This is a genomic window from Mesorhizobium onobrychidis (assembly GCF_024707545.1).
In the GTDB taxonomy this organism is placed as follows: domain Bacteria; phylum Pseudomonadota; class Alphaproteobacteria; order Rhizobiales; family Rhizobiaceae; genus Mesorhizobium; species Mesorhizobium onobrychidis.
In genome coordinates this window covers 5,848,781-5,867,490 of the sequence record NZ_CP062229.1, presented here as the reverse complement: position 1 = coordinate 5,867,490, position 18,710 = coordinate 5,848,781, and the positions used below count along the sequence as shown (strand labels likewise).

The window sequence follows — 18,710 nt, the reverse complement described above, 5'->3', positions numbered from 1 at the left end:
GCCGTTGCGATGCCGTCCGGTCGGCGCCGTGCTGGGCAAGTGGTTCCGCTTGCACGTCGAGGCATGCTGTGCCGTCGTTTCCAACCTACCCGGTGTAGGTGAGGAGGCGCTCAAGGTGGGTGCCGTTTGGAGCCATTCTGGGTATTGGATGACGTCCTGCATGATCATGGCATTTTATGATGTTAGAAAGAGCGGGCTCCGCAGATCGCGGCAGGCGCCAGATGGCTACGTGCATGGCCCTTTGGCCAACCGACAAGAGTGCTGTGGAATGCCGTTGTGACCAAAGCTCTGTCCGGTCGCCCCGAGACATCAAAAGGCTCTGTGCTAAGCAGTGAGCATCTGACGCGCGATCTCGGGAGACGCACCGCATCTGGAGGGGTCATAGCCCTCTGCGCTCAGGCTTTGATTCTGCTCACGCAAGTCGGCTACATGGCGCTGATGGCGCGGTTGCTCCAACCCGATGACTTCGGTCTGGTGGCCATGGCGGCGTCCGTCACCGCGTTTGTCGGAGTCTTTGCCGACTTGGGTCTGTCCATGGTGACCATCCAGCGCAAGGAGGTTGATCACGACACTGTCAGCGCGTTATTTTTCGTCAATCTTGGCGTCGGCTTCGCTCTCATGCCGCTGACGTGGATGATGGCGCCGGTCGCAACCTGGCTTTTCAATGATCCTCGCGTTTTTCACCTTGTCCTAGTTCTGGCGATCGCCATCCCAATCACTGCGGCCGGTGCGCAGCACAAGGCGCTATTGATACGCAACATGCGTTGGATGTCGCTGCACAGTGTGAATCTTGGCAGCCTCGTGTGTGGATGTGCTGTCGGTGTTGCAATGGCATGGGGTTGGCACTTCGAATACTGGTCGCTCGCTGGAGCGACGCTCACGACGGCCCTTGTTGGCACGATTGGCCAGTGGATACTGTCACCTTGGCGTCCGACCAAGGTCGCCAATTGGAGGAATGCACGATCGGCCATCAGCTTTGGGATCAACTACAGTGGATCCCAGTTCACGAACTACATTAATCGCCAATCCGACAACGTGCTGGTCGGCTGGAAATCCGGTCCCAACGAACTCGGATTCTACACCCGCGCCTACTCGCTGTTCATGCTGCCGATGACGCTTATCAGCGGACCAATCGGCTCGGTTATCATTCCGATGCTGAGCCGCCTTCAAACCCAACCTGACAAATGGGCTAGAACCTATCTCAGCGCCATGCGGCTTACACTCATGATAAACACGATATTGTGCATCCTCATCACGATCAATGCGCAAGAAATCGTAGAGATTGTTTATGGAGAAAATTGGTCAAAGTCTGGGACTATTTTGATGATACTGTCATTGTCCCTCATTACGAGTATTTCTGGTCAGTTTGGTGGTTGGGCACTAATCTCTTTGGGTCGGGCGCGCGAGTTGTTTGTATTTTCTATCTTCACTTCATTAATCCGATTTGCGCTTTTCTTGTTCGCCATTCAATGGGGCGCTCCGGGAGTTGCTGTCGCTTGGTGTATAACGTCTTGGGTGTTCACTCCGGTGCTTTGGCTTTATGCGACAAGAGATACAGCGTTGAGGTTCAAGGATCTTGTAAAGGCATCGAGCCTATTCTTCACTGCTTATATTGCGCTCGTCGCCTTCTTTCATTTTTGGGATTCGATAGGATCTTCATCTGGGGCCTTGTCACTGCTGACTGAGGGCGGCCCCGTCTTAAAGACTATCATCACAATGTTAATCTATGGAGTTTTTGTTGTTGCTCCGTATCGTTTCGCCGGTTCCATGTGGGAGGACATGCGGCTCTTTCTAGACAAAGACGTCCATCCAGAGGATCTAAAGCATTGAAAATCATCGTCGAAACCACGGTTTTTTTGAACGGCGGAGACGCTGCGATCCAGGTCGCGACAAAACGGATTCTTAAAGCCGCGTTCGGAGACGATATCGAAATCGTTTTTGCGGACATGGATGCGCTAGTCGCCGAACGGTACTATCCGGGAAACGCCTTTGTTTGCTTTCCTTCTGCACAGCTTCATAAGAGTAAATATATTAGGCTGCTTAATAAGCTGACAAAGGGACAGCTGGAATTAAATTTAGTTTATTCAATTCTAATCGCCATGATCTTTATAGAGCGGCGTTTGAGTTGGTTGAAATACCTTGGCTACGGAGGCCAAGTTGCTCGAGCCTTACGAGAGTACATCGCGGCAGATCTCATTATTTCGACAGGGGGCACTTACCTTTCAAAGAAACACCGGCGGTCGGTTTCCCATCGACTGCCGGAATATGAGAGAGACGTCTATCTTGGAAAGCCGCCCATTTTTTTTACGCAATCGATGGGTCCATTCGGCGATGATCGCATTTTCCACCGACTTGCGGAGATCCTGAGAAAAAGCCCTCTCATACTGGTCAGAGACCGGAAATCCATGGCTTTCGCGAAAGAGCTTGTCGGACATACCGATAATATTGAGGAAGTGGCAGACTGCGTATTCATTCTGACCGACCAGGACGAGATCGAGAGACGGCGCGCAGCGTTGCGGGTTGCGAAGCCGGGACGGCGGCCGAGGATCGCCGTTTCGGTGCGACCGTGGGCGGATTTTGGGGAGCGAGACTCTGAGGTCGGCCGCGCGAAATACCATCAGTCGGTCGCCCGAGCGGCAACGTGGTTCGTGGAGGAGGTCGGGGCGGAAGTGACATTTATTTCGACCTGCCAAGGGATTCCCGAGTACCGATTCAACGACTCGGACACGGCGCGCGACGTCTTGAAGTATCTGCCGGACCACGTGCGAAATAGCGTAGTCGTTGATTCGCAGTTCAGGGACACCGAAACATTGCTTCGTAAAATTGGCGAATTCGATGGCGCCATATGTACGCGCATGCACATGTGCATTCTGAGTTTGTGCCGCGGCCTTCCGGTCTTGCCGATTTGCTACGAGAGGAAAACAGCAGATCTTTTCCGATCACTTGATTTGGAGGAATACGTTACTTTCATCGATAAGATTGAGCCGGATGGGTTTCGCAATCTCGCTGAGCGCTGGTGGAAAAACCAGGAATCGATAGTAGAAAGATCGTTGCGGGGGACACTTGCGTTGCGCGACAGTGCTCTATCCACGGTCGGTATTCTCAAAAGCAGATTTGCACCGGTGGAGTTGCAGATGGAGGCGGTATCCTCATGATTGCGGTCATTTCGCAATTCTTCAACTCGCCTTCTGAAACATTTATCCGAGATCATGTTCGCCACCTCGCGCCCGGTAGGACTGTGCTCATCTGTCAGGAGCCTGATGGTGCCGATCAATTCGGTTATCCGGTTCTTTCCGGGGTTCCGCGGCCATCACCGCTTAGCCGACTCCCCAGCCGCATTGCCAATGTGGCGCGCCTAGGCTGGCTTGCCTATGTGCGTGAGGGAATGTCGAGGAGCGATGAGGACAAAGTTGTCGAATTTCTCAAGGCCCACAATGTGGATGCCGCCCTTGTCGAATATCTTACGATGGGGGCGCTGTTTGCTCCTGCTTGTCGCCGCGCCGGCGTGCGCTTGTATGCCCATGCCCATGGGGCGGATTCGACCGTGATGCCCAGGAAGCAATTATGGCGACGTCGCTACCGGCGTCTCTTCACCATCGCTGACGGCATCATCACGCCATCACGTTTCATCGCCGACCGTCTAAGTCAAATCGGCTGTCCGTATGAGAAACTCCATGTCAGTCCGTGTGGAGTTTTGCCTGAGCGCTTCACACCATCGAAGCGCGAAAGCGGGCGGCTCCTTTTCGTTGGGCGGTTCGTTGAAAAGAAATCACCGCATCTCGCTATCGAGGCGTTCGCCCGGATCGCCTCAAGGTTTCCCGAGGCGCGACTTGATTTCGTCGGGGATGGGCCCTTGATGGCGCGATCCAAGGCGTTGGTGGAGCAGGAGAACCTGTCGGATCGTGTCATTTTTCATGGCTCTCGAAGCACAGAATATGTTCAGGGCATGATGCAGGACGCTGCAATTTTCGTGCAGCATTCAGTGACGGCTCGTAATGGTGATATGGAAGGCCTGCCGGTATCGATCCTGGAGGCAATGGCGAGCGCGCTTCCCGTTGTGGCGGCACGTCACAGCGGCATTCCAGAGGCGGTTGTCGATGGCAAGACCGGCATACTTGTAGAAGAGCACGATATCGAAAGCATGGCAAAGGCGCTTGCCAGTCTCATGGCAGAGCCCCACCGTGCTGCCAAGATGGGGGATGCCGGGCGCCAGCGTGTGCTGGATCATTTCACGCAACGGCACACGCGCGATCGCCTTCGACACGCCATGATGCTGCCGACAATTGCGGAACCTCTCGACTTCGCCGAGGGCCAGGTTCAATGAAGAATGCCGATCAGTGGAAGCCCACCAAGTTCGAGCGGACCAACAAGGGTGTTTGGCGCTCTAGCCGCAAAGAGGTACCGGCGCGGTCGCGATTGATCGCCGATCGATTGGCGTCTGTCTATGCTGCGGCGATCGCTACTCATGCCAAGGGCCGTCTCGCCGATCTGGGCTGCGGGGCCGTTCCGCTTTACGGGATCTACCGCGACCGTGTCAGTGATGTGTTCTGCGTCGATTGGCCGGGCAGCACTCATGGCGCGGCCTACGTCGACCTGTTCGCGGACCTCAACGAGCAGTTGGTCCTGGAGCAAGAGAGTTTCGACACCATCATCGCCAGCGACGTCATCGAACATCTGCATACGCCGCAGGCATTGTTCGACAGTGCAGCCCGGGCTTTGAGGCCTGGAGGTAAATTGATAGTCGGCGTGCCGTTTTTTTACTGGCTGCATGAGATCCCCCACGATTATCATCGCTACACGCGCTTTGCATTGGAGCGGATGACGACGAAGGCCGGCTTGAGCACAATCGAGTTGACATCCTATGGCGGCGTCACGGATGTTCTTTCCGATCTTGCCACGAAGGCGGTGGCGTCTCGGCCCAGGATTGCCAGTTCCGTCTATTGGCTCACCGCGCTGATGCGTGCGTTGCCACCTGTCAAGAAGTTGGGGCTTGCGACTCGCGAGAGCATGCCGATGGGTTATCTTCTGGTAGCTGAAAAAGTATTAGCCCCGCCATCTTTGGAGGGAGGCTAAAAAATGCAGGACCACCGAATACTGCGCCTCCACCCGGTGTCGTCGATAGCTGTAAGGCTCGATTCCGCCGCCAGCGGCACAAAGAGAGACGCGACGACGGTCCGTTTCATTTTTGTGAAGGCTGCCGTGAGGTGCGATTAGCCTCATGACTCAGAGAGTCAATTTTCACTACGACGCACCACCCGCCGATTTCGATCGAGGGGGGATTGGTCGTCGATTTGAGCATTTGAGAGGTTATGTAGACAGGCGCATAGTATTTTCGCCTGCGATGGCCTTCGCTCTGGCAATTTGTGGCATATATTCTTTTTCGGGCATCGTGAATAGGATCGATCCGGAAGGAAGCTTGGGTTCCTTGCTAATTAGGGCGGCAATCGCTTTGATAACGGCGGTTTCGTTTATATTGGTTCCACCAAGGTTTAGGTCGACAACACCGTACCTTTTGCCGTTGAAGATTTTTTTTATACTATACCTTTTTAGGCTTGTCGAAAATATTTATATATCTTCGATGAAATTTTCTCCTGGCCCAGCCATGTTATTTAGCGTTTTCCTTGTAACGAGCGTGGCAGCCACATTTATTTTATCGTCGATGAGTAGGGCGATAAGAGATGAAAATTTGATTTTTAGCCTGAATATACTTTGTGCACTTTTTCTGGTTGGGCTTTACCTAAACAGGGATATGTTATTTGTGAGTGCTGACAGCAGAATGTCCCTGGATAAAATTAATCCGATAGCGATGGGACACACGGCTTTCGCATTTTTGATATACTTCATTATATTGACGGAAAGGACAAGAAAGCTATCGTTTAAATCGATGATAATGTGCCCGCTGCTTTTCCTTGTTGTCGTATGGGCGAGATCCCGGGGGGCATACATTGCTGGCGCCGGAGCCCTGTTGGTCTATGTTCTGCTGCTTAAGGGATCAAACCGAGTACTCGCCATTTCCGGTGCAATTGCGGTGGCTATAGTGGTTTTGGCGAGCACCGGAACGGAGCTGATCGATGTTGTTGCCGACAGACTCGAGCAAATTAATTCTGCCGATCAATCAACGACGTTGCGCAGTTTGATGCAAGAGGGAGCCTGGAGGCAGTTTCAAGAAGATCCTTTGTTTGGGCGTTATGTTGTCGAGATGCAACTTCGTTTCTATCCTCATAACATCTATCTTGAATCCCTGATGTCGGTTGGGTTGATTGGGTCATTGCCTTTTGCGGCTCACATCATTTTGGCACTTAGATCGACGGTCGGCATCATTCGGTCTGGCAAGTTCCCGCTCGGCGCAGTGTTTGCTGCCGTCGTGTTCATCAGGGAGGCTATTGCCGGCCTGGCAAGCGGTAGCCTGTGGGGAAATGCAATCTTCTGGGTTAGCTCGGCTCTGACGATATCGTTCTGGTATGGGTATCAAGGGTTTCTTGATAGAAGCCGCAAATTGGAAAATCGGGCTTATTAGATATCGAGTGTACCGGCTGCGATCGGTGCCTTCGACGAGATCACTGGCGATGGCTCTGGTGAATTGCTTGAAGACGGCTTAATCAAGATCGTACTCGCCTACCGCAGCTACGACGAGGCCATCCTCAGAGCCAACGAGATACTTCCTCACAGCCTGCTAGAACCGGCCTTGGGAAATGTCCAAGGCGTTCACCGAGCGCTCCGAAAATCGAGTTCTGCCACTCATCCAGATTTGGTATCTGAATTCTGATTTGGAGTTTATCGCCAACAATGCAGGGCGTGGAGCACTATAGGCTGATCCATTTTCGATGGGCGGTTTGCGACCGGTTTGGCAGGAAAGGTGTACGGTGATTCTCAGGACGTTTATTGGCTGGAACAGGTGCGCGGCAGCATGGCTGGAACGCCACTTTCCCGGGATTTTCGGCGCGCCGTCTTACAAAGCTGAGCTTGAGCGTCGTATCGCCGAGGACGTTGCGCGCCTGAGGCCGTCGGCGATCCTTGAGGTCGGCGGGATCGACCGGCCGCTTCTAGTGCGGAGTGCCGAATTCACCTATATCGGTCTCGACATCGAGGAAAAGCCGGACTGCTATCGCATCTACGATCAGTTTGTTGTCCAGTCGATCGAACAGCCGGTCGAAGTCGAAGCTGACATGCTCATTTCGATCACATTGATGGAGCATGTGCCGAACAACAAGGCAGCGGCGCGTTCGATGTTTTTATTGTTGAGGCCCAGTGGCGTCATGCACCACTATATCCCGTCGAAGTGGCATCCCTATTCGGTAGCATTGCGGATCGTCGGACCGGTCATGCAAAAGTGGCTGATCCCGTATCTCAGGCCGTCGGCGGTCGGAGTTACCGGTTACCGCGCCTTTTTCGACCATTGCTCTCCTTCGGGTATGACCAAGCTGTTTCGCGGCCAGGGATTCGAGCAGGTCGACGTCAGACCATTTTACCGGGCCAGCGATTATTTCGCGTTCTTTTTACCTGCCTACCTTTCCGTCGCTTTGTTCGAGAATCTGTGCGCAGTCCTGAACTGGCGGATCTTCTGTTCCGGCTTCGTCATAAGCGCTAGAAAACCGACGCACTAGATCATCAGCAAGAGCAAGACCATGCGACTTTTTCAAAATTCTGGAATCGCCTCAAGCTATCGCCCCCGCCTTGCCGATCTCGTCGCGGGGATCAGTGGGTTCGAGCAGCAGAAGGACGTGTTTCTGAAAGACCGCTACGGTGCGGCACATATCCTCTTGCCCGTGCTCGACCGCAGTCCCGAAACTTTTTTTACGAATGGCGATGACGAGTCTCTGCAGCGGGCGTGGGCGCGCGAAAACGGGCTTGGCGAAGATACGCCACTGGCCGACATTCTTCTTGCCCAGATCGAGCATCACAAGGCGGACGTATTCTACAATCTCGACCCGTTTCGTTACGACGCCTCTTTTGTGCGCCGCTTGCCTGGGCATGTGAAACGAAGAATCGCCTGGCGCGCCGCACCAGGCAGGATTGACTTTTCCGGTTATGATCTTGTCGTTTGCAATTTTCCGTCAATGCTAAGGCTTTGGGAGGAGCAGGGCGCCAAGACGGCCCACTTCTTTCCTGCTCACGATCCGGAGCTTGACACTATGGCCGCAAATCGGAACAGGGATATCGATGTGCTTTTCTTCGGTGGGTACAGTCGCCATCATCAGCGCCGGAGGCACATATTGGAAGCAGTCGCAGGTCTTTCCAGCCGGCGCCGCGTCGTCTTCCATTTGGATCTGTCGCGCTTCACGCCACTCGCCGAGACGCCGCTGGGCTGGTTTGGTCCTCTGAATGCGGTGCGCCGCCCGCGTACGATCCGCAGCGTCAGCGCGCCTCCTGTATTCGGTCGCGCAATGTACACGGAGCTCGGAAGGGCCAAGGTCGTCGTCAATGCCTCGATCGACATGGCTGGTCCAGACCGTGGCAATATGCGCTGTTTCGAAACCATGGGTGCCGGCGCTCTGCTGGTCTCTGACGCAGGTAACTATCCCGCACCGATGCGCGATGGGGAAACCATGGTCCTCTACAACCAACCGGAGGACGTATCGAAAACAATCGAACGGCGGTTGGACGACGGAGGCTGGGATAGGATCGGTTGGGCAGGCAACCGCGCAATTCGTGAAGAATACAGCAAAAAACGTCAATTCGAGCGGTTTCTTGAATTGGTATAGTGGACGTTCGATCCTCCGGCGAATTGCTCCAATCGCTGTGGAGTAAGTGAAAAGCAATTCGGACTATCGAATCTTGCCCTGTTCTCGAAGGAATTTCAGCGTAGCCTGCCACCACTCCGCTTTTTCATCCCATTTCGCTGGCCCATCGCTCGGGCCGCCACGCATCGTGCCCCATATGACGACCCCGTCGGCCAGCCTCCTGCAAGTGTCCAGTTGGGCATACCAGAGGTCGCCAGGCAGGAAGGCAACCGTCTTATGAAATTGCGGCCACAGGAAGCAGTAGACTGGTTTTCCTTGTGAGATTCTTCGTGCCTCCTCAAGGTTGGCTTGCGCATAGGCCACCCAGGCGTCCTTATCGCCATAAAACGTATAGAGGGAGGGGTAGAGCGCATCGATGTGGGGAACGAGGGAGGACGCGATGATTGTATTCTGCTGTTTCCAGTTGTCCAGCGCAGCAGCGCCCTCATGACCGATCGCTCGCCAATAATCCCTGAGTGGCAACACGCTATAGAGGCCCAGCTTGACGCCCGGGTCTGCCTTCCTGAAGGCGCTGAGCGTCTTCCGGTATTTCGCGATGGACGAAGCTTGATCCGGGCCAGTCAAGGGCCAATTTTCAATGTCGATATTGAGATGTTCGTTGCTCCTCGGCAATGCCAATGCTCGCTGCACTTGGCCGGCGTCTGGAACGTCTAGTCCCAGAACATGAGGGTCTGCGATCGTAAGATGTTCGAAACCGAACGAGCGAAACTTGGGTGGTCCGCCGGTGAACGCCAGAGCCTCGAAAAGCTTGAACGGTGCATGCGTCTGCGCGGTCGCAGGCCATAGGCCGGTTAAAAGGCACGCTACGCAGAATACCGCCTTGAAAAACATGATGCTTGGTATTCGGTGTTTTTTCGCGACCGAGATTCGCATGGTTCGAACTCCTATCGACCTAAACTTGACGAGCCAAGAAACGGTAGCTTAGCTCGACGCTTCGAACAACTTCCTGACCGAAACGTGATCGAGATGCGGTGCTTCCAGGTGATCAGCAACGACGCAGGAAATTATCCAACTGAAACGGTGGACGGGCGGAGCATGCGAGCCTATGACCGAACGCGCTTCCGTGTTCATCAAGCTCGCCTTGGCGGCTTGTCGTGGGCAATCTGACAAATCTGATGGGAGATCGGGATCGTTTTGACCAAGGACGTGCCGCCTTATGCAGTTTTTGCCGGAAATCCGGCACCGGGAATCCGGCAGAGGGTTTCTTCTCGATGCCTGAAATGGCCATGACTTGGGAGGACGCTGTCCGCTGGTGCATGAGCGAGCCTTCGATGAAGGAACTCGCCCGCGCCGCCTATTTTGATGATCCGGTCGTGGCCGCACAGCGCTATCACGAAAGCGCGGAGTTCGACGCGGTTTGCAGCATGATCCCGCGCAAGGCGGGCCGTGCTCTCGATCTTGGCGCCGGCAACGGCATACTCTCCTACGCCCTGGCGCGCGAAGGGTGGTCGGTAACCGCAGTTGAGCCTGATCCGAGCGCACTCGTCGGTGCCGCTGCGATCCGGGCGCTTGCTGAAAGCACAGGCACGCCTATCGATGTGGTCGAAGCGTTTGGGGAGGCGATCCCGTTGTCCGCGGCAGGCTATGATTTGGTCGTCGCACGGCAGGTGCTTCATCATGCCCATGATCTTCCGGCTTTCTGCCGCGAAATGGCGCGTCTCTCTCGCGAAGGCGCGACGGTGCTGTCGTTGCGTGACCACGTGGTCTCCGGGCCGCAGCAACTCGAGCCTTTCCTGCGCGCACACCCGCTTCATCATCTCTACGGTGGAGAGAACGCCTTTACGCTGGCGGGTTACCGCGCTGCAATCGAGGGGGCCGGGCTGACGATCGATCGCGAATTGATCTCGTTCCAGTCCGTCGTGAACTATGACCCAATGACACCATCCGAGATTCGCGACAGGCTCGCCAAAATCTTTGGTCCGTTTTCCCCGGTTGTTCGCCTGGCTCTTTCGCCTGTGCCCTTTGGTGTCGTCGCCAGGGTCGCCGCCTCGCTTGACCGCCGGCCTGGACGCCTGGTCTCTTTCCTTTGCCACAAGCACGGGCCTTTGCCACAAGCAGGGGAAGGACTGATTTCTTGACACAATCAAAAGAGGTTAAGCCTGTCTGGGTGACTGGAGCCGGCGGTTTCATCGGCCTGCACCTCGCTCGTTTTCTTGCTCAAAAGGGGTGCCATGTCATCGGCTTCGGTCGAAAACAAGCACCGGGTTTTGCGTTGGCGACCGGCGGCGTATTCTTTCCCGGTGGCATCGCCGTGGAAACAATGGATGCGGCTCTGGCAGCGCATGGTCGCCCATCAGCCGTGTATCATTTGGCGGGTGGCGCAACGGTCGGCCAGTCGATTGCCGAGCCCCTGAAGGACTTTGAACAAAGCGTTGTCTCTGCGGCTCGTGTCCTCGATTTCTTGCGCCGCCACGCACCCGATGCACCTGTCGTTCTTGCATCGTCCGCTGCAGTCTATGGCGGCGGGCATGCCGGTTCGATCAGGGTCGACGCGGCGCTCGATCCCTATTCTCCCTATGGCTATCACAAACGTATGGTTGAGGAGCTTGGCCGGTCATATTGTGCCGCATACGGCCAGCCAGTCTCGGTGGCTCGCCTCTTTTCGGTCTATGGCGAGGGGTTGCGCAAGCAACTGCTCTGGGATCTCTGCGGACGGCTCGCGGCAGGCGAAACCGACATTGTGCTTGGCGGCACAGGTGCGGAAATGAGGGATTGGCATCATGTCTCGGATATCGTGCGGTTGATCCATCGCATTTTGCCTGAAGGCGAACCGCGCTTCGCCGTCTATAATGGCGGTGCGGGCGCTCCTGCGTCCGTCAGCACGATTTCCAGCATGGTTTTGGAGGCCTGGGGAGGGAACCATCGCCTCTCGTTTACTGGAGAATCCCGGCGGGGCGACCCTGTCAATCTGATATCGGATCCGTCCGGCGTCCCGGAGGGGCATCAGTTGCAGGTGCCGCTCGGCAGGGGCCTTGCCGGCTACGTCGATTGGTATCGCGCTGAAATTCTCGCCGAACCGGTCGGCCATCTGCGACGCTCCGCGCCTTGATTACCGTCGGCTTCACTCTCATCGGCCGCGGAACCTGGTCAGGCGGCGAGTCCTATCTACGCAACATGCTGAGCGTCGTCGCCTCTGAGTTGCGTGGTAAGGTGCAGGCGAAACTGTTTCTTACACCTGAGCAGCATTCAAGCGTTGGTGCGTCCTTCGATCATATGTTGGCTGCGCCTGCTATTGTTGATGACCGGGTCACGGGGGCCGGGCTCGGCAGGCGAGGGCTGATCGCACTTGCTGGCGGAAGTGACCGTGCCTTCGCGGATCTTGTCGCTGCGCAAGGCATAGATGTCGTGTTTGAAGTCGCCCAGTGGTTCGGCAACCGGTTTCCAGTGCCGGTCGTTTCCTGGGTTCCGGATTTCCAGCACCGTCGCCTGCCGCACCTCTTTCCGCGTAGCGCCTGGTGGCGCAGGGATTTCGGCTATCGCCTGCAGACGTCCGGGAATCGCACTATAATGCTCTCGAGCGGGGACGCGCTGGCGGACTGCAAAAAATTCTATCCGACCTCGCGCAACAAGACCGCTGTCGTGCGTTTCGCTATCGATCTCGATCCCGGTGCCATCCTGGCGCGTGCCGATGAGGCGCGCCAGGCACATGGTCTGCCCGCGCGTTTCTTCTTTCTCCCCAACCAGTTTTGGATCCACAAGAACCATAGGCTGGTCATAGAGGCGTTGAAGCATATAGACCAAATCGGGGCGCTGGGCTCCTTGCCGCCGATAATCCTCACGGGGCGCACCACGGATCCGCGCGATCCGACATTTTTCAAGCGCCTGATGGATCGTGCCGAAATGGATGGACTTGGAAGCCATTTTCGACACCTCGGACTAATTCCCTATGATGACGTCCTCGCCTTGATCGGCGCCACGGACTATCTTCTCAACCCGTCTCACTTCGAGGGGTGGTCGACCACGGTCGAGGAAGCGAAGTCGCTGGGCACGCCGATGCTGCTGTCCGACATTCCACTGCATCGCGAGCAGGCGCCGGAATCGCTTTTCTTCGCACCCGATAGTGCAGAAGCGCTGGCGCAGCGACTCCTGGAAGCCGGGCAGCGCCCACGCTTAGCTCGCGACAGTGTTGCCGTGCTGCAAAGCCGGCAACAAATGCGCCGCCGAGACTACGCAGCAGCGCTCCTTGCAATGTTCGAAAATGTCAGAGGTGTCACCCCATGACCGAGCGGATCGTCAGTTTTGTCATGAGTGGCGGTATCGGCTCACGGCTGTGGCCGCTGTCGCGCGAGGACAACCCCAAGCAGTTCCACGATTTTTCGGGGGATGGCTCGATGCTGGCCAAGACGTTGCGCCGGCTGACGGCGCGGCCGAAGGGCGAAACGCCGGTCTTCCTTATTGCATCGGAGCGGCACGCCGACCTCGTCCACGCCGATCTCGCCGGCCTCGACCTTTCCGGCGGCGGGCCCCTGTTCGAGCCGACCGGCCGCAACACTGCCGCCGCCGTTGCCTTGGCGACCCTGCGCACCTTGTCCGAATATGGCGACAGCCTGGTGCTGGTGGTGCCGTCCGATCATGAGATCACGACCGCACGGCAATTCTGGCAGAGCGTGGAAAACGGCACCGGCGCGGCGCGTGCCGGCCGGCTGGTGGTGTTCGGCATCAAGCCTGGCCAGCCGGAGACCGGCTACGGCTATATCGAGGTCGCCGGCGAGAAGGATGGCATCTACGATGTCTCGCGTTTCGTCGAGAAACCAGACCTCGCAACCGCGCAGAGCTATTTGGCGGCCGGCAATTTCTACTGGAACACCGGCATCTTCCTGTTTCGCGCCAGCGCCATGCGCGACGCCTTCACGGCTTTCGAGCCCGAGATCTGGAAGGCCACCGAACTTGCCTATCAGGCGGCGACGTCAGATCTTTCCGGTCTCTACATGCCTCTGGAACTCTACGCCGCCATTCCGTCGACGTCGATCGACTATGCGATCATGGAGCGCGCCAGCCACATCGCCATGGTGCCGGCCGGCTTCCGCTGGAACGATCTCGGTTCATGGCAATCACTGCTCGATGTCGGTCCGTCCGACAATGACGGCAACGTCATCGTCGGCGATGTCGTCGCCATCGACTGCGAGAACTCCTACATCCGTAGCGACAGTCGCTTGCTCTCTGCCATCGGCTTGAGGGACGTTGCCATCGTCTCGACCGCCGATGCCACCTTCGTCGCCCCGGTCAGCCGCAGCCAGAACGTCAAGAAGATCGTCGAGCAGCTCGAAAAGAGCGGCCGACTGGAAACCAGGTTCACACCCGCCGGCGACCGCGTCATCGAAAGCGGCGCCTGGCGGCGCCGTGTGCATCACTGGCTGTTCGAAGAAACGGTGCCGCTGTGGTCCACCGTCGGGGTCGATGAGCGCCACGGCGGTTTCCACGAGGCGCTCGGCTTTGACGCCACACCGCTGATGAAGCCCAAGCGCATGCGCACCATGGCCAGGCAAGTCTACGCCTTCGCTGTCGCCAAGGCTCGCGGCTGGGACGGGCCTGCCGACCGGCTGATCAGCCACGGCCTCGAATTCATGGCCAGGAACGGCCGCACCGACAATGGCGGCTGGGTGCGCACGCTCAATGTCGACGGCACGGTCGCCGACGCCGTCGAGGATGCCTACGATCATGCCTGCGTGCTCCTGGCGCTGGCGCATGCCCATATGGTCGGCAATCCTGATGCATTGCGGCTTGCCGAAGAAACGTTTTCGTTTCTCGACGCGCATCTCGAGGATCACCGCATGACCGGCTTTCTCGAAACGTCGAGCGGCGCGGGCGAACGCCGTTCCAACCCGCACATGCATCTGCTCGAGGCTTTTCTGGCCTGGCATCAAGCGACCGGCGAGCTCGCCTATCTTCGCCGCGCCGCGCGCATCGTTGATCTGTTTCGCAGCCATTTCTTCGATCCGGAAAGCTGGACGCTGGGCGAATATTTCGATGCCGAGTGGAGGCCGGCAGAGAGCGAGAAAGGTACATGGACGGAACCCGGCCATCATTTCGAATGGGCCTCGCTGCTGGTCGACTTCACCGGGCGCAGCGGCCAAAGTGACCTGACCGGCTTTGCCAGAAAGCTCTATGCCTCGGCCATCGCCAACGGCCTCAATCGCGCCACCGGCCTCGCCTATGGCGCCGTCTCGCGGCAAGGCCTGCCGCTCGACCTTGTCTCGCGCAGTTGGCCGCAGGCGGAAGCAATCAAGGCAGCGATTGCACTGGACGGTTCAGGCGGTCCCGATCTCAAGCCCGAGATCGAAGCGCGTGTCGGTCGCCTGTTCCGTTGGCACATCAATCCGGCACCGCTCGGCCTGTGGATAGACCGGATCGACGAACGCGGCCGCTCGCTGGCGACCGATGTGCCGGCAAGTATCTTCTACCACCTGGTCTGTGCGCTGACCCAATATCTCGACAGCACGGTCGGCGAATCTCGATAGAGCAGTTGACGGAATAGAAGTTTCTTCGATTGAAATGGATGCGACCAGGCGACGGTGAGTCGTCCGGACGTCTCCGCCAGAGGTGATAGAGACACGTGCTTGGCCGCGACGGGAGTGAGGATTTTTGTCGTTCAAGAAAATAAGCTTGTTGGCACTCCTTGCCTTGGCATTTGCGGTTGGCTTCTTTGCCATCATCGTGAAAAAAGGGACGCCTGTTCGTTCGCAACCCCCCAGGCCGCAAGCGGCGCTTGAGCCGTTTGACGGCAAGCTTTCTATCCAGGCGGTCGATGATCTTCGCGTCGCCGGCCGCAAGATTGTGTTGTGCGGCGTGGCGTTTACCAAGCCGCGATCCATGCGTGCGATGGTAACGGAGGCGGCGCGCCGGGACTACCAAGGGCTCGCCCTGACCTGCAAGCCGGTCGGCAAGGGGACGCCTTGCGACGGCAATGTCGCCTCAAAGTTTGGTGATGCCATCGTTGTGCAATGCCTCACGTCCGATGGCGCGGATTTGGCCGCCAAACTTGCCGAGAATGGCATCTTGTGCGGACAGCCCGCGCAGGCGGGTTCGACCTACAAACCTTGCTTATAGGGTTCGTAGCTCACGGCTTCGCTAACTGCCCTCGCGGCCGTCATTCCACGAATCGCGTGTCATAAAACGAAAGGCAGGGATGTGCGATAACGTCAAACAGAGTCGACCATAATCCTGTAGGAAGCACGGCGCGATGGCGGCCATTCAAAGGCCACGAAATAGACCTGATTTCCGACAATTCCAGAGGGGCCCGCAGCGAAAAATGCTAAGTTCAAAGCTGCCAGGTGAGTGTGTCCAATGAAACACAGCGGAAGCCAAAAAGTCATCTCGCAAATGCCAAACAGGTTGGAATCAAAGCAAAAAGCTGTTACGCGCTTGGTCAATACCTTGGTACTTGGGCGGGGCCGAGGTGCGGCGGGACAAAAAGGATCGAAACGAATGAACGTTATAGTTAAAAGTGCGTTGGCCGGATTTGTCGCCTCGATCGGCTTCGGCCCGGTTTCGTCTTTCGCTCAGGAAACGCCATGCACTTGTACGACCCCTTACCAGGGAGCGGCGAATTCGATTGGTTCCATCGGGCACGCCAATGGCGACGTAATGGTTTCGCAGGCCGCCGGCTATGGCCCGGCCAAGGCGGGAAATGCTCTGGATTTCGGCAGCCGCATAGTGGTCGGAGCCAGGGGATCGGCTTCCGTCAATATCGGTGGCTGCAACCTGGATGTGCCGGCGAATTCAAGCCTCGACATTTCCCGTGTCGAGAACAATATCTGCCTGAAGGTCGTGGGCTCCGAGCAGACGGCCGCCGTTGGTGTGAGCCCTGAGCATACGGGGCAGATTGCCCCGGGCGGCGCCCGGTCCAACACCCCGCTCTTTATTTTTGGGGGCATGGGTCTTGGCGCTGGTGTCCTTGCTGCAACGCAGGATGACGGCGACGGCGGCGCTGTCAGCCGTTAAGCGCAGTTAAGGCAATACCGGCAGAGGCATGTGACTGCCTCTGCCGTATTGTATTGCCGACGCCTCTGTGCCTTGGCCTTGGCGCGCTGGAGTCGGACTATTGATGGAATTCATTAATCATTCCACTCTATCACTTGAGTTGAAGCTGAATGCGCTTCGTCTTGGGCGATTCGTCTCGCCCGACCCGACCACGTGGCACTGTGACAGGTGGCGCGGCAACGCTGATCATTAGCTTGCAAGATGACGATAGCGCTGTCAGCGAATAGCTTGAATCCGGCATCTACCGCATTGCGTGGACTTGGCAAATGCCTCATTCGCTATCGCGCGGATGGTGCACTTGCCTGATATCTGGGAGAAGTTGCTACGTTGCTTCAATGCGGCCACAAACGCCAATGATCGACCTGCATTCCCACATCTTGCCCGGTCTTGATGACGGCTCGCCCAGCCTGGCTGAATCGCTGGAAATGGCGCGGCTGGCAGTGGCAGATGGAACGACCCATATGGCGTGTACGCCGCATATCGTGCCAGGCATGTACGAAAACGGATCGGCAAATATTGCCCGTGCGGTTCAAGAGTTGGAGCAGGCGCTACGCCGCGCCGCAATACCGCTTACTCTTTACGTTGGCGCCGACGTGCATGTAGCGCCGGATCTTCCGGAGCAATTGGCGCTGGGTAGCGTGCCGACCTTGAACAGGTCGCGTTATTTTCTATTCGAACCGCCGCATCACGTTCTACCGCCAAGACTGGAAGATCTTGCTCTGCGCCTCATAAACGCCGGGTTCATTCCGATTCTTACCCATCCTGAGCGGCTGACCTGGATCAAGACGAATTACGATGTTGTCGAGAGGTTGAATGCAATCGGCTGCCTTGTTCAGCTTACGGCAGACTCGATTGTTGGTGCTTTCGGACGCACGGCGCTTTACTATTCGGAAAAGCTGATTGACGAAGGCAGGGTGGATATTATCGCATCGGACACCCATGGCGCCACCCGCCGGCGACCTGGGCTTACGCAGGCCATCGCCGCGGCGGCGAAGCGATGTGGGGAAGATGAGGCCCGCAACATGGTGTTGAAACGTCCAGGCGAAATATTGGCGAACCGGCCTCTCGAGCCGGTCGGAAAGGCACGCTCGAAAAAGCCAAGCCCCGGCAACGTCGGTCGCTTTGCAGGATTGGGTCGCTTGTTGAAGGGTGGGACCGCGTAATGGGCGTTTTTCATTTCGCAAAAAGCTATACGGGCGCGATATGTGTCTTGCTCGCTTCGCTCACGATGTCTGCCTGCACGAGCACCTCGTCGACGACATCGTCTTCGCCGACTTCGGTCGATGCGCTGCAACTGACGTCATCGTCGGCGCCGCTCTCGGGCGGCGGTGCCCTGCAGGTCGTAAAGGAACTGCCTGCGCCGCAGAACTCCCAGAACGGCAATGAGCAGCCTTTGTCGCCGAACGATGTGCTCGAGGTGAATGTGTTCCAGGTCGACAATCTGAACAGAACCGTTCAAGTCGACGCCGGTGGGCAAATTTCGCTTCCACTTATCGGGACCGTCACCGCGGCAGGGAAGACCGTCCGTCAGCTTGAGCAGGAAATCGAAACGGCCTACGGGGCCAACTATCTGCAGTCGCCCGATGTGTCGGTCTACATCAAGGAATCGATCGGACAGCGCATTACCGTCGACGGCGAAGTCACCAGGGCCGGTATTTTTCCGGTGTCGAGCAATTCTTCTCTCATCGATGCGATCGCTCTTGCTGGAGGGTTCAATGCCGTTGGCGATGCAAAAAAGGTGTTTGTCTACCGCAATATCGGCCCAAACACATTGGTCGCAAATTACAATGTGGAGGAAATTCGCGCCGGCAAGAGCCGCAATCCACGCATCTATGGCGGCGACAAGATTGTCGTCTTCGCCTCGAAATCGAAAATTGCGATGAACAATCTCAAGGACGCTCTCGGAGTTGCATCAAGTGCGGCGAGACTTGCCGTAGTCCCTGGATTGTAAATCACGGTCGGTCAGAATTCTGCACAGAGACAAACCCA

At 57.0% G+C, this 18,710-nt stretch carries 17 protein-coding genes; 15 read left to right on the top strand and 2 right to left on the bottom strand.

Annotated features, from left to right (window positions below; translation table 11 throughout):
* Positions 1-276 precede the first annotated feature (276 nt).
* The 7 genes from IHQ72_RS28980 (at position 277) to IHQ72_RS28950 (ending at position 8,702) form a co-directional block, all read left to right on the top strand.
* Positions 277-1,830: a lipopolysaccharide biosynthesis protein gene (locus tag IHQ72_RS28980; protein ID WP_258118895.1), complete on the top strand. Its 1,554-nt coding sequence runs from the start codon at positions 277-279 to the stop codon at positions 1,828-1,830.
* Entirely contained in the window at positions 1,827-3,155 is a 1,329-nt protein-coding gene (locus IHQ72_RS28975; protein ID WP_258118894.1) for a polysaccharide pyruvyl transferase family protein, read from the top strand. The genes IHQ72_RS28980 and IHQ72_RS28975 overlap by 4 nt, the downstream gene beginning before the upstream one ends.
* A complete protein-coding gene (locus IHQ72_RS28970; RefSeq protein ID WP_258118893.1) occupies positions 3,152-4,324 on the top strand; it encodes a glycosyltransferase in 1,173 nt (390 codons plus the stop codon). The genes IHQ72_RS28975 and IHQ72_RS28970 overlap by 4 nt, the downstream gene beginning before the upstream one ends.
* Positions 4,321-5,073: a class I SAM-dependent methyltransferase gene (locus IHQ72_RS28965; protein ID WP_258118892.1), complete on the top strand. Its 753-nt coding sequence runs from the start codon at positions 4,321-4,323 to the stop codon at positions 5,071-5,073. Before IHQ72_RS28970 ends, IHQ72_RS28965 begins: the two co-directional genes overlap by 4 nt.
* A 145-nt stretch (positions 5,074-5,218) precedes the next feature.
* Positions 5,219-6,517 (top strand): O-antigen ligase family protein, encoded by a 1,299-nt coding sequence (locus IHQ72_RS36940; protein ID WP_309508704.1) that lies wholly within the window; start codon positions 5,219-5,221, stop codon positions 6,515-6,517.
* 346 nt (positions 6,518-6,863) lie between these two features.
* Positions 6,864-7,604: a methyltransferase domain-containing protein gene (locus IHQ72_RS28955; RefSeq protein WP_258118888.1), complete on the top strand. Its 741-nt coding sequence runs from the start codon at positions 6,864-6,866 to the stop codon at positions 7,602-7,604.
* 21 nt (positions 7,605-7,625) lie between these two features.
* Complete coding sequence (locus IHQ72_RS28950; protein ID WP_258118887.1) at positions 7,626-8,702, top strand: glycosyltransferase family protein; 1,077 nt, start codon at positions 7,626-7,628, stop codon at positions 8,700-8,702.
* Between the two features lie 63 nt (positions 8,703-8,765).
* Here the strand turns inward: IHQ72_RS28950 and IHQ72_RS28945 are convergent, their stop codons facing one another.
* Positions 8,766-9,614 (bottom strand): hyaluronidase, encoded by an 849-nt coding sequence (locus IHQ72_RS28945; RefSeq protein ID WP_258118885.1) that lies wholly within the window; start codon positions 9,612-9,614, stop codon positions 8,766-8,768.
* A gap of 398 nt (positions 9,615-10,012) precedes the next feature.
* On the opposite strand from IHQ72_RS28945, the gene IHQ72_RS28940 reads away from it, so the two are divergent.
* From IHQ72_RS28940 to IHQ72_RS28910, 7 genes are all read left to right on the top strand, one after another.
* Positions 10,013-10,819, top strand: coding sequence for a class I SAM-dependent methyltransferase (locus IHQ72_RS28940; RefSeq protein WP_258118879.1), 807 nt, complete (start codon positions 10,013-10,015; stop codon positions 10,817-10,819).
* Entirely contained in the window at positions 10,816-11,790 is a 975-nt protein-coding gene (locus tag IHQ72_RS28935; RefSeq protein ID WP_258118878.1) for an NAD-dependent epimerase/dehydratase family protein, read from the top strand. Before IHQ72_RS28940 ends, IHQ72_RS28935 begins: the two co-directional genes overlap by 4 nt.
* The gene (locus IHQ72_RS28930; protein WP_258118877.1) at positions 11,787-12,962 is read left to right on the top strand and encodes a glycosyltransferase family 4 protein; all 1,176 of its coding nucleotides are present in this window, start codon (positions 11,787-11,789) and stop codon (positions 12,960-12,962) included. The genes IHQ72_RS28935 and IHQ72_RS28930 overlap by 4 nt, the downstream gene beginning before the upstream one ends.
* Positions 12,959-15,199 (top strand): mannose-1-phosphate guanylyltransferase/mannose-6-phosphate isomerase, encoded by a 2,241-nt coding sequence (locus IHQ72_RS28925; protein WP_258118876.1) that lies wholly within the window; start codon positions 12,959-12,961, stop codon positions 15,197-15,199. The genes IHQ72_RS28930 and IHQ72_RS28925 overlap by 4 nt, the downstream gene beginning before the upstream one ends.
* Positions 15,200-15,323: 124 nt before the next feature.
* Complete coding sequence (locus IHQ72_RS28920; protein ID WP_258118874.1) at positions 15,324-15,788, top strand: hypothetical protein; 465 nt, start codon at positions 15,324-15,326, stop codon at positions 15,786-15,788.
* Positions 15,789-16,025: 237 nt separating this feature from the next.
* Positions 16,026-16,682, top strand: a complete 657-nt coding sequence (locus IHQ72_RS28915; protein WP_258118872.1) for a hypothetical protein — start codon at positions 16,026-16,028, stop codon at positions 16,680-16,682.
* A gap of 392 nt (positions 16,683-17,074) precedes the next feature.
* The gene (locus IHQ72_RS28910; protein ID WP_258118870.1) at positions 17,075-17,884 is read left to right on the top strand and encodes a tyrosine-protein phosphatase; all 810 of its coding nucleotides are present in this window, start codon (positions 17,075-17,077) and stop codon (positions 17,882-17,884) included.
* Between the two features lie 25 nt (positions 17,885-17,909).
* Here the strand turns inward: IHQ72_RS28910 and IHQ72_RS28905 are convergent, their stop codons facing one another.
* Positions 17,910-18,161: a hypothetical protein gene (locus tag IHQ72_RS28905; protein WP_258118869.1), complete on the bottom strand. Its 252-nt coding sequence runs from the start codon at positions 18,159-18,161 to the stop codon at positions 17,910-17,912.
* Between IHQ72_RS28905 and IHQ72_RS28900 the strand changes: the two genes are divergently transcribed.
* A complete protein-coding gene (locus IHQ72_RS28900; protein ID WP_258118868.1) occupies positions 18,145-18,672 on the top strand; it encodes a polysaccharide biosynthesis/export family protein in 528 nt (175 codons plus the stop codon). The two genes, IHQ72_RS28905 and IHQ72_RS28900, sit on opposite strands and share 17 nt — an antisense overlap.
* Positions 18,673-18,710: the final 38 nt, after the last annotated feature.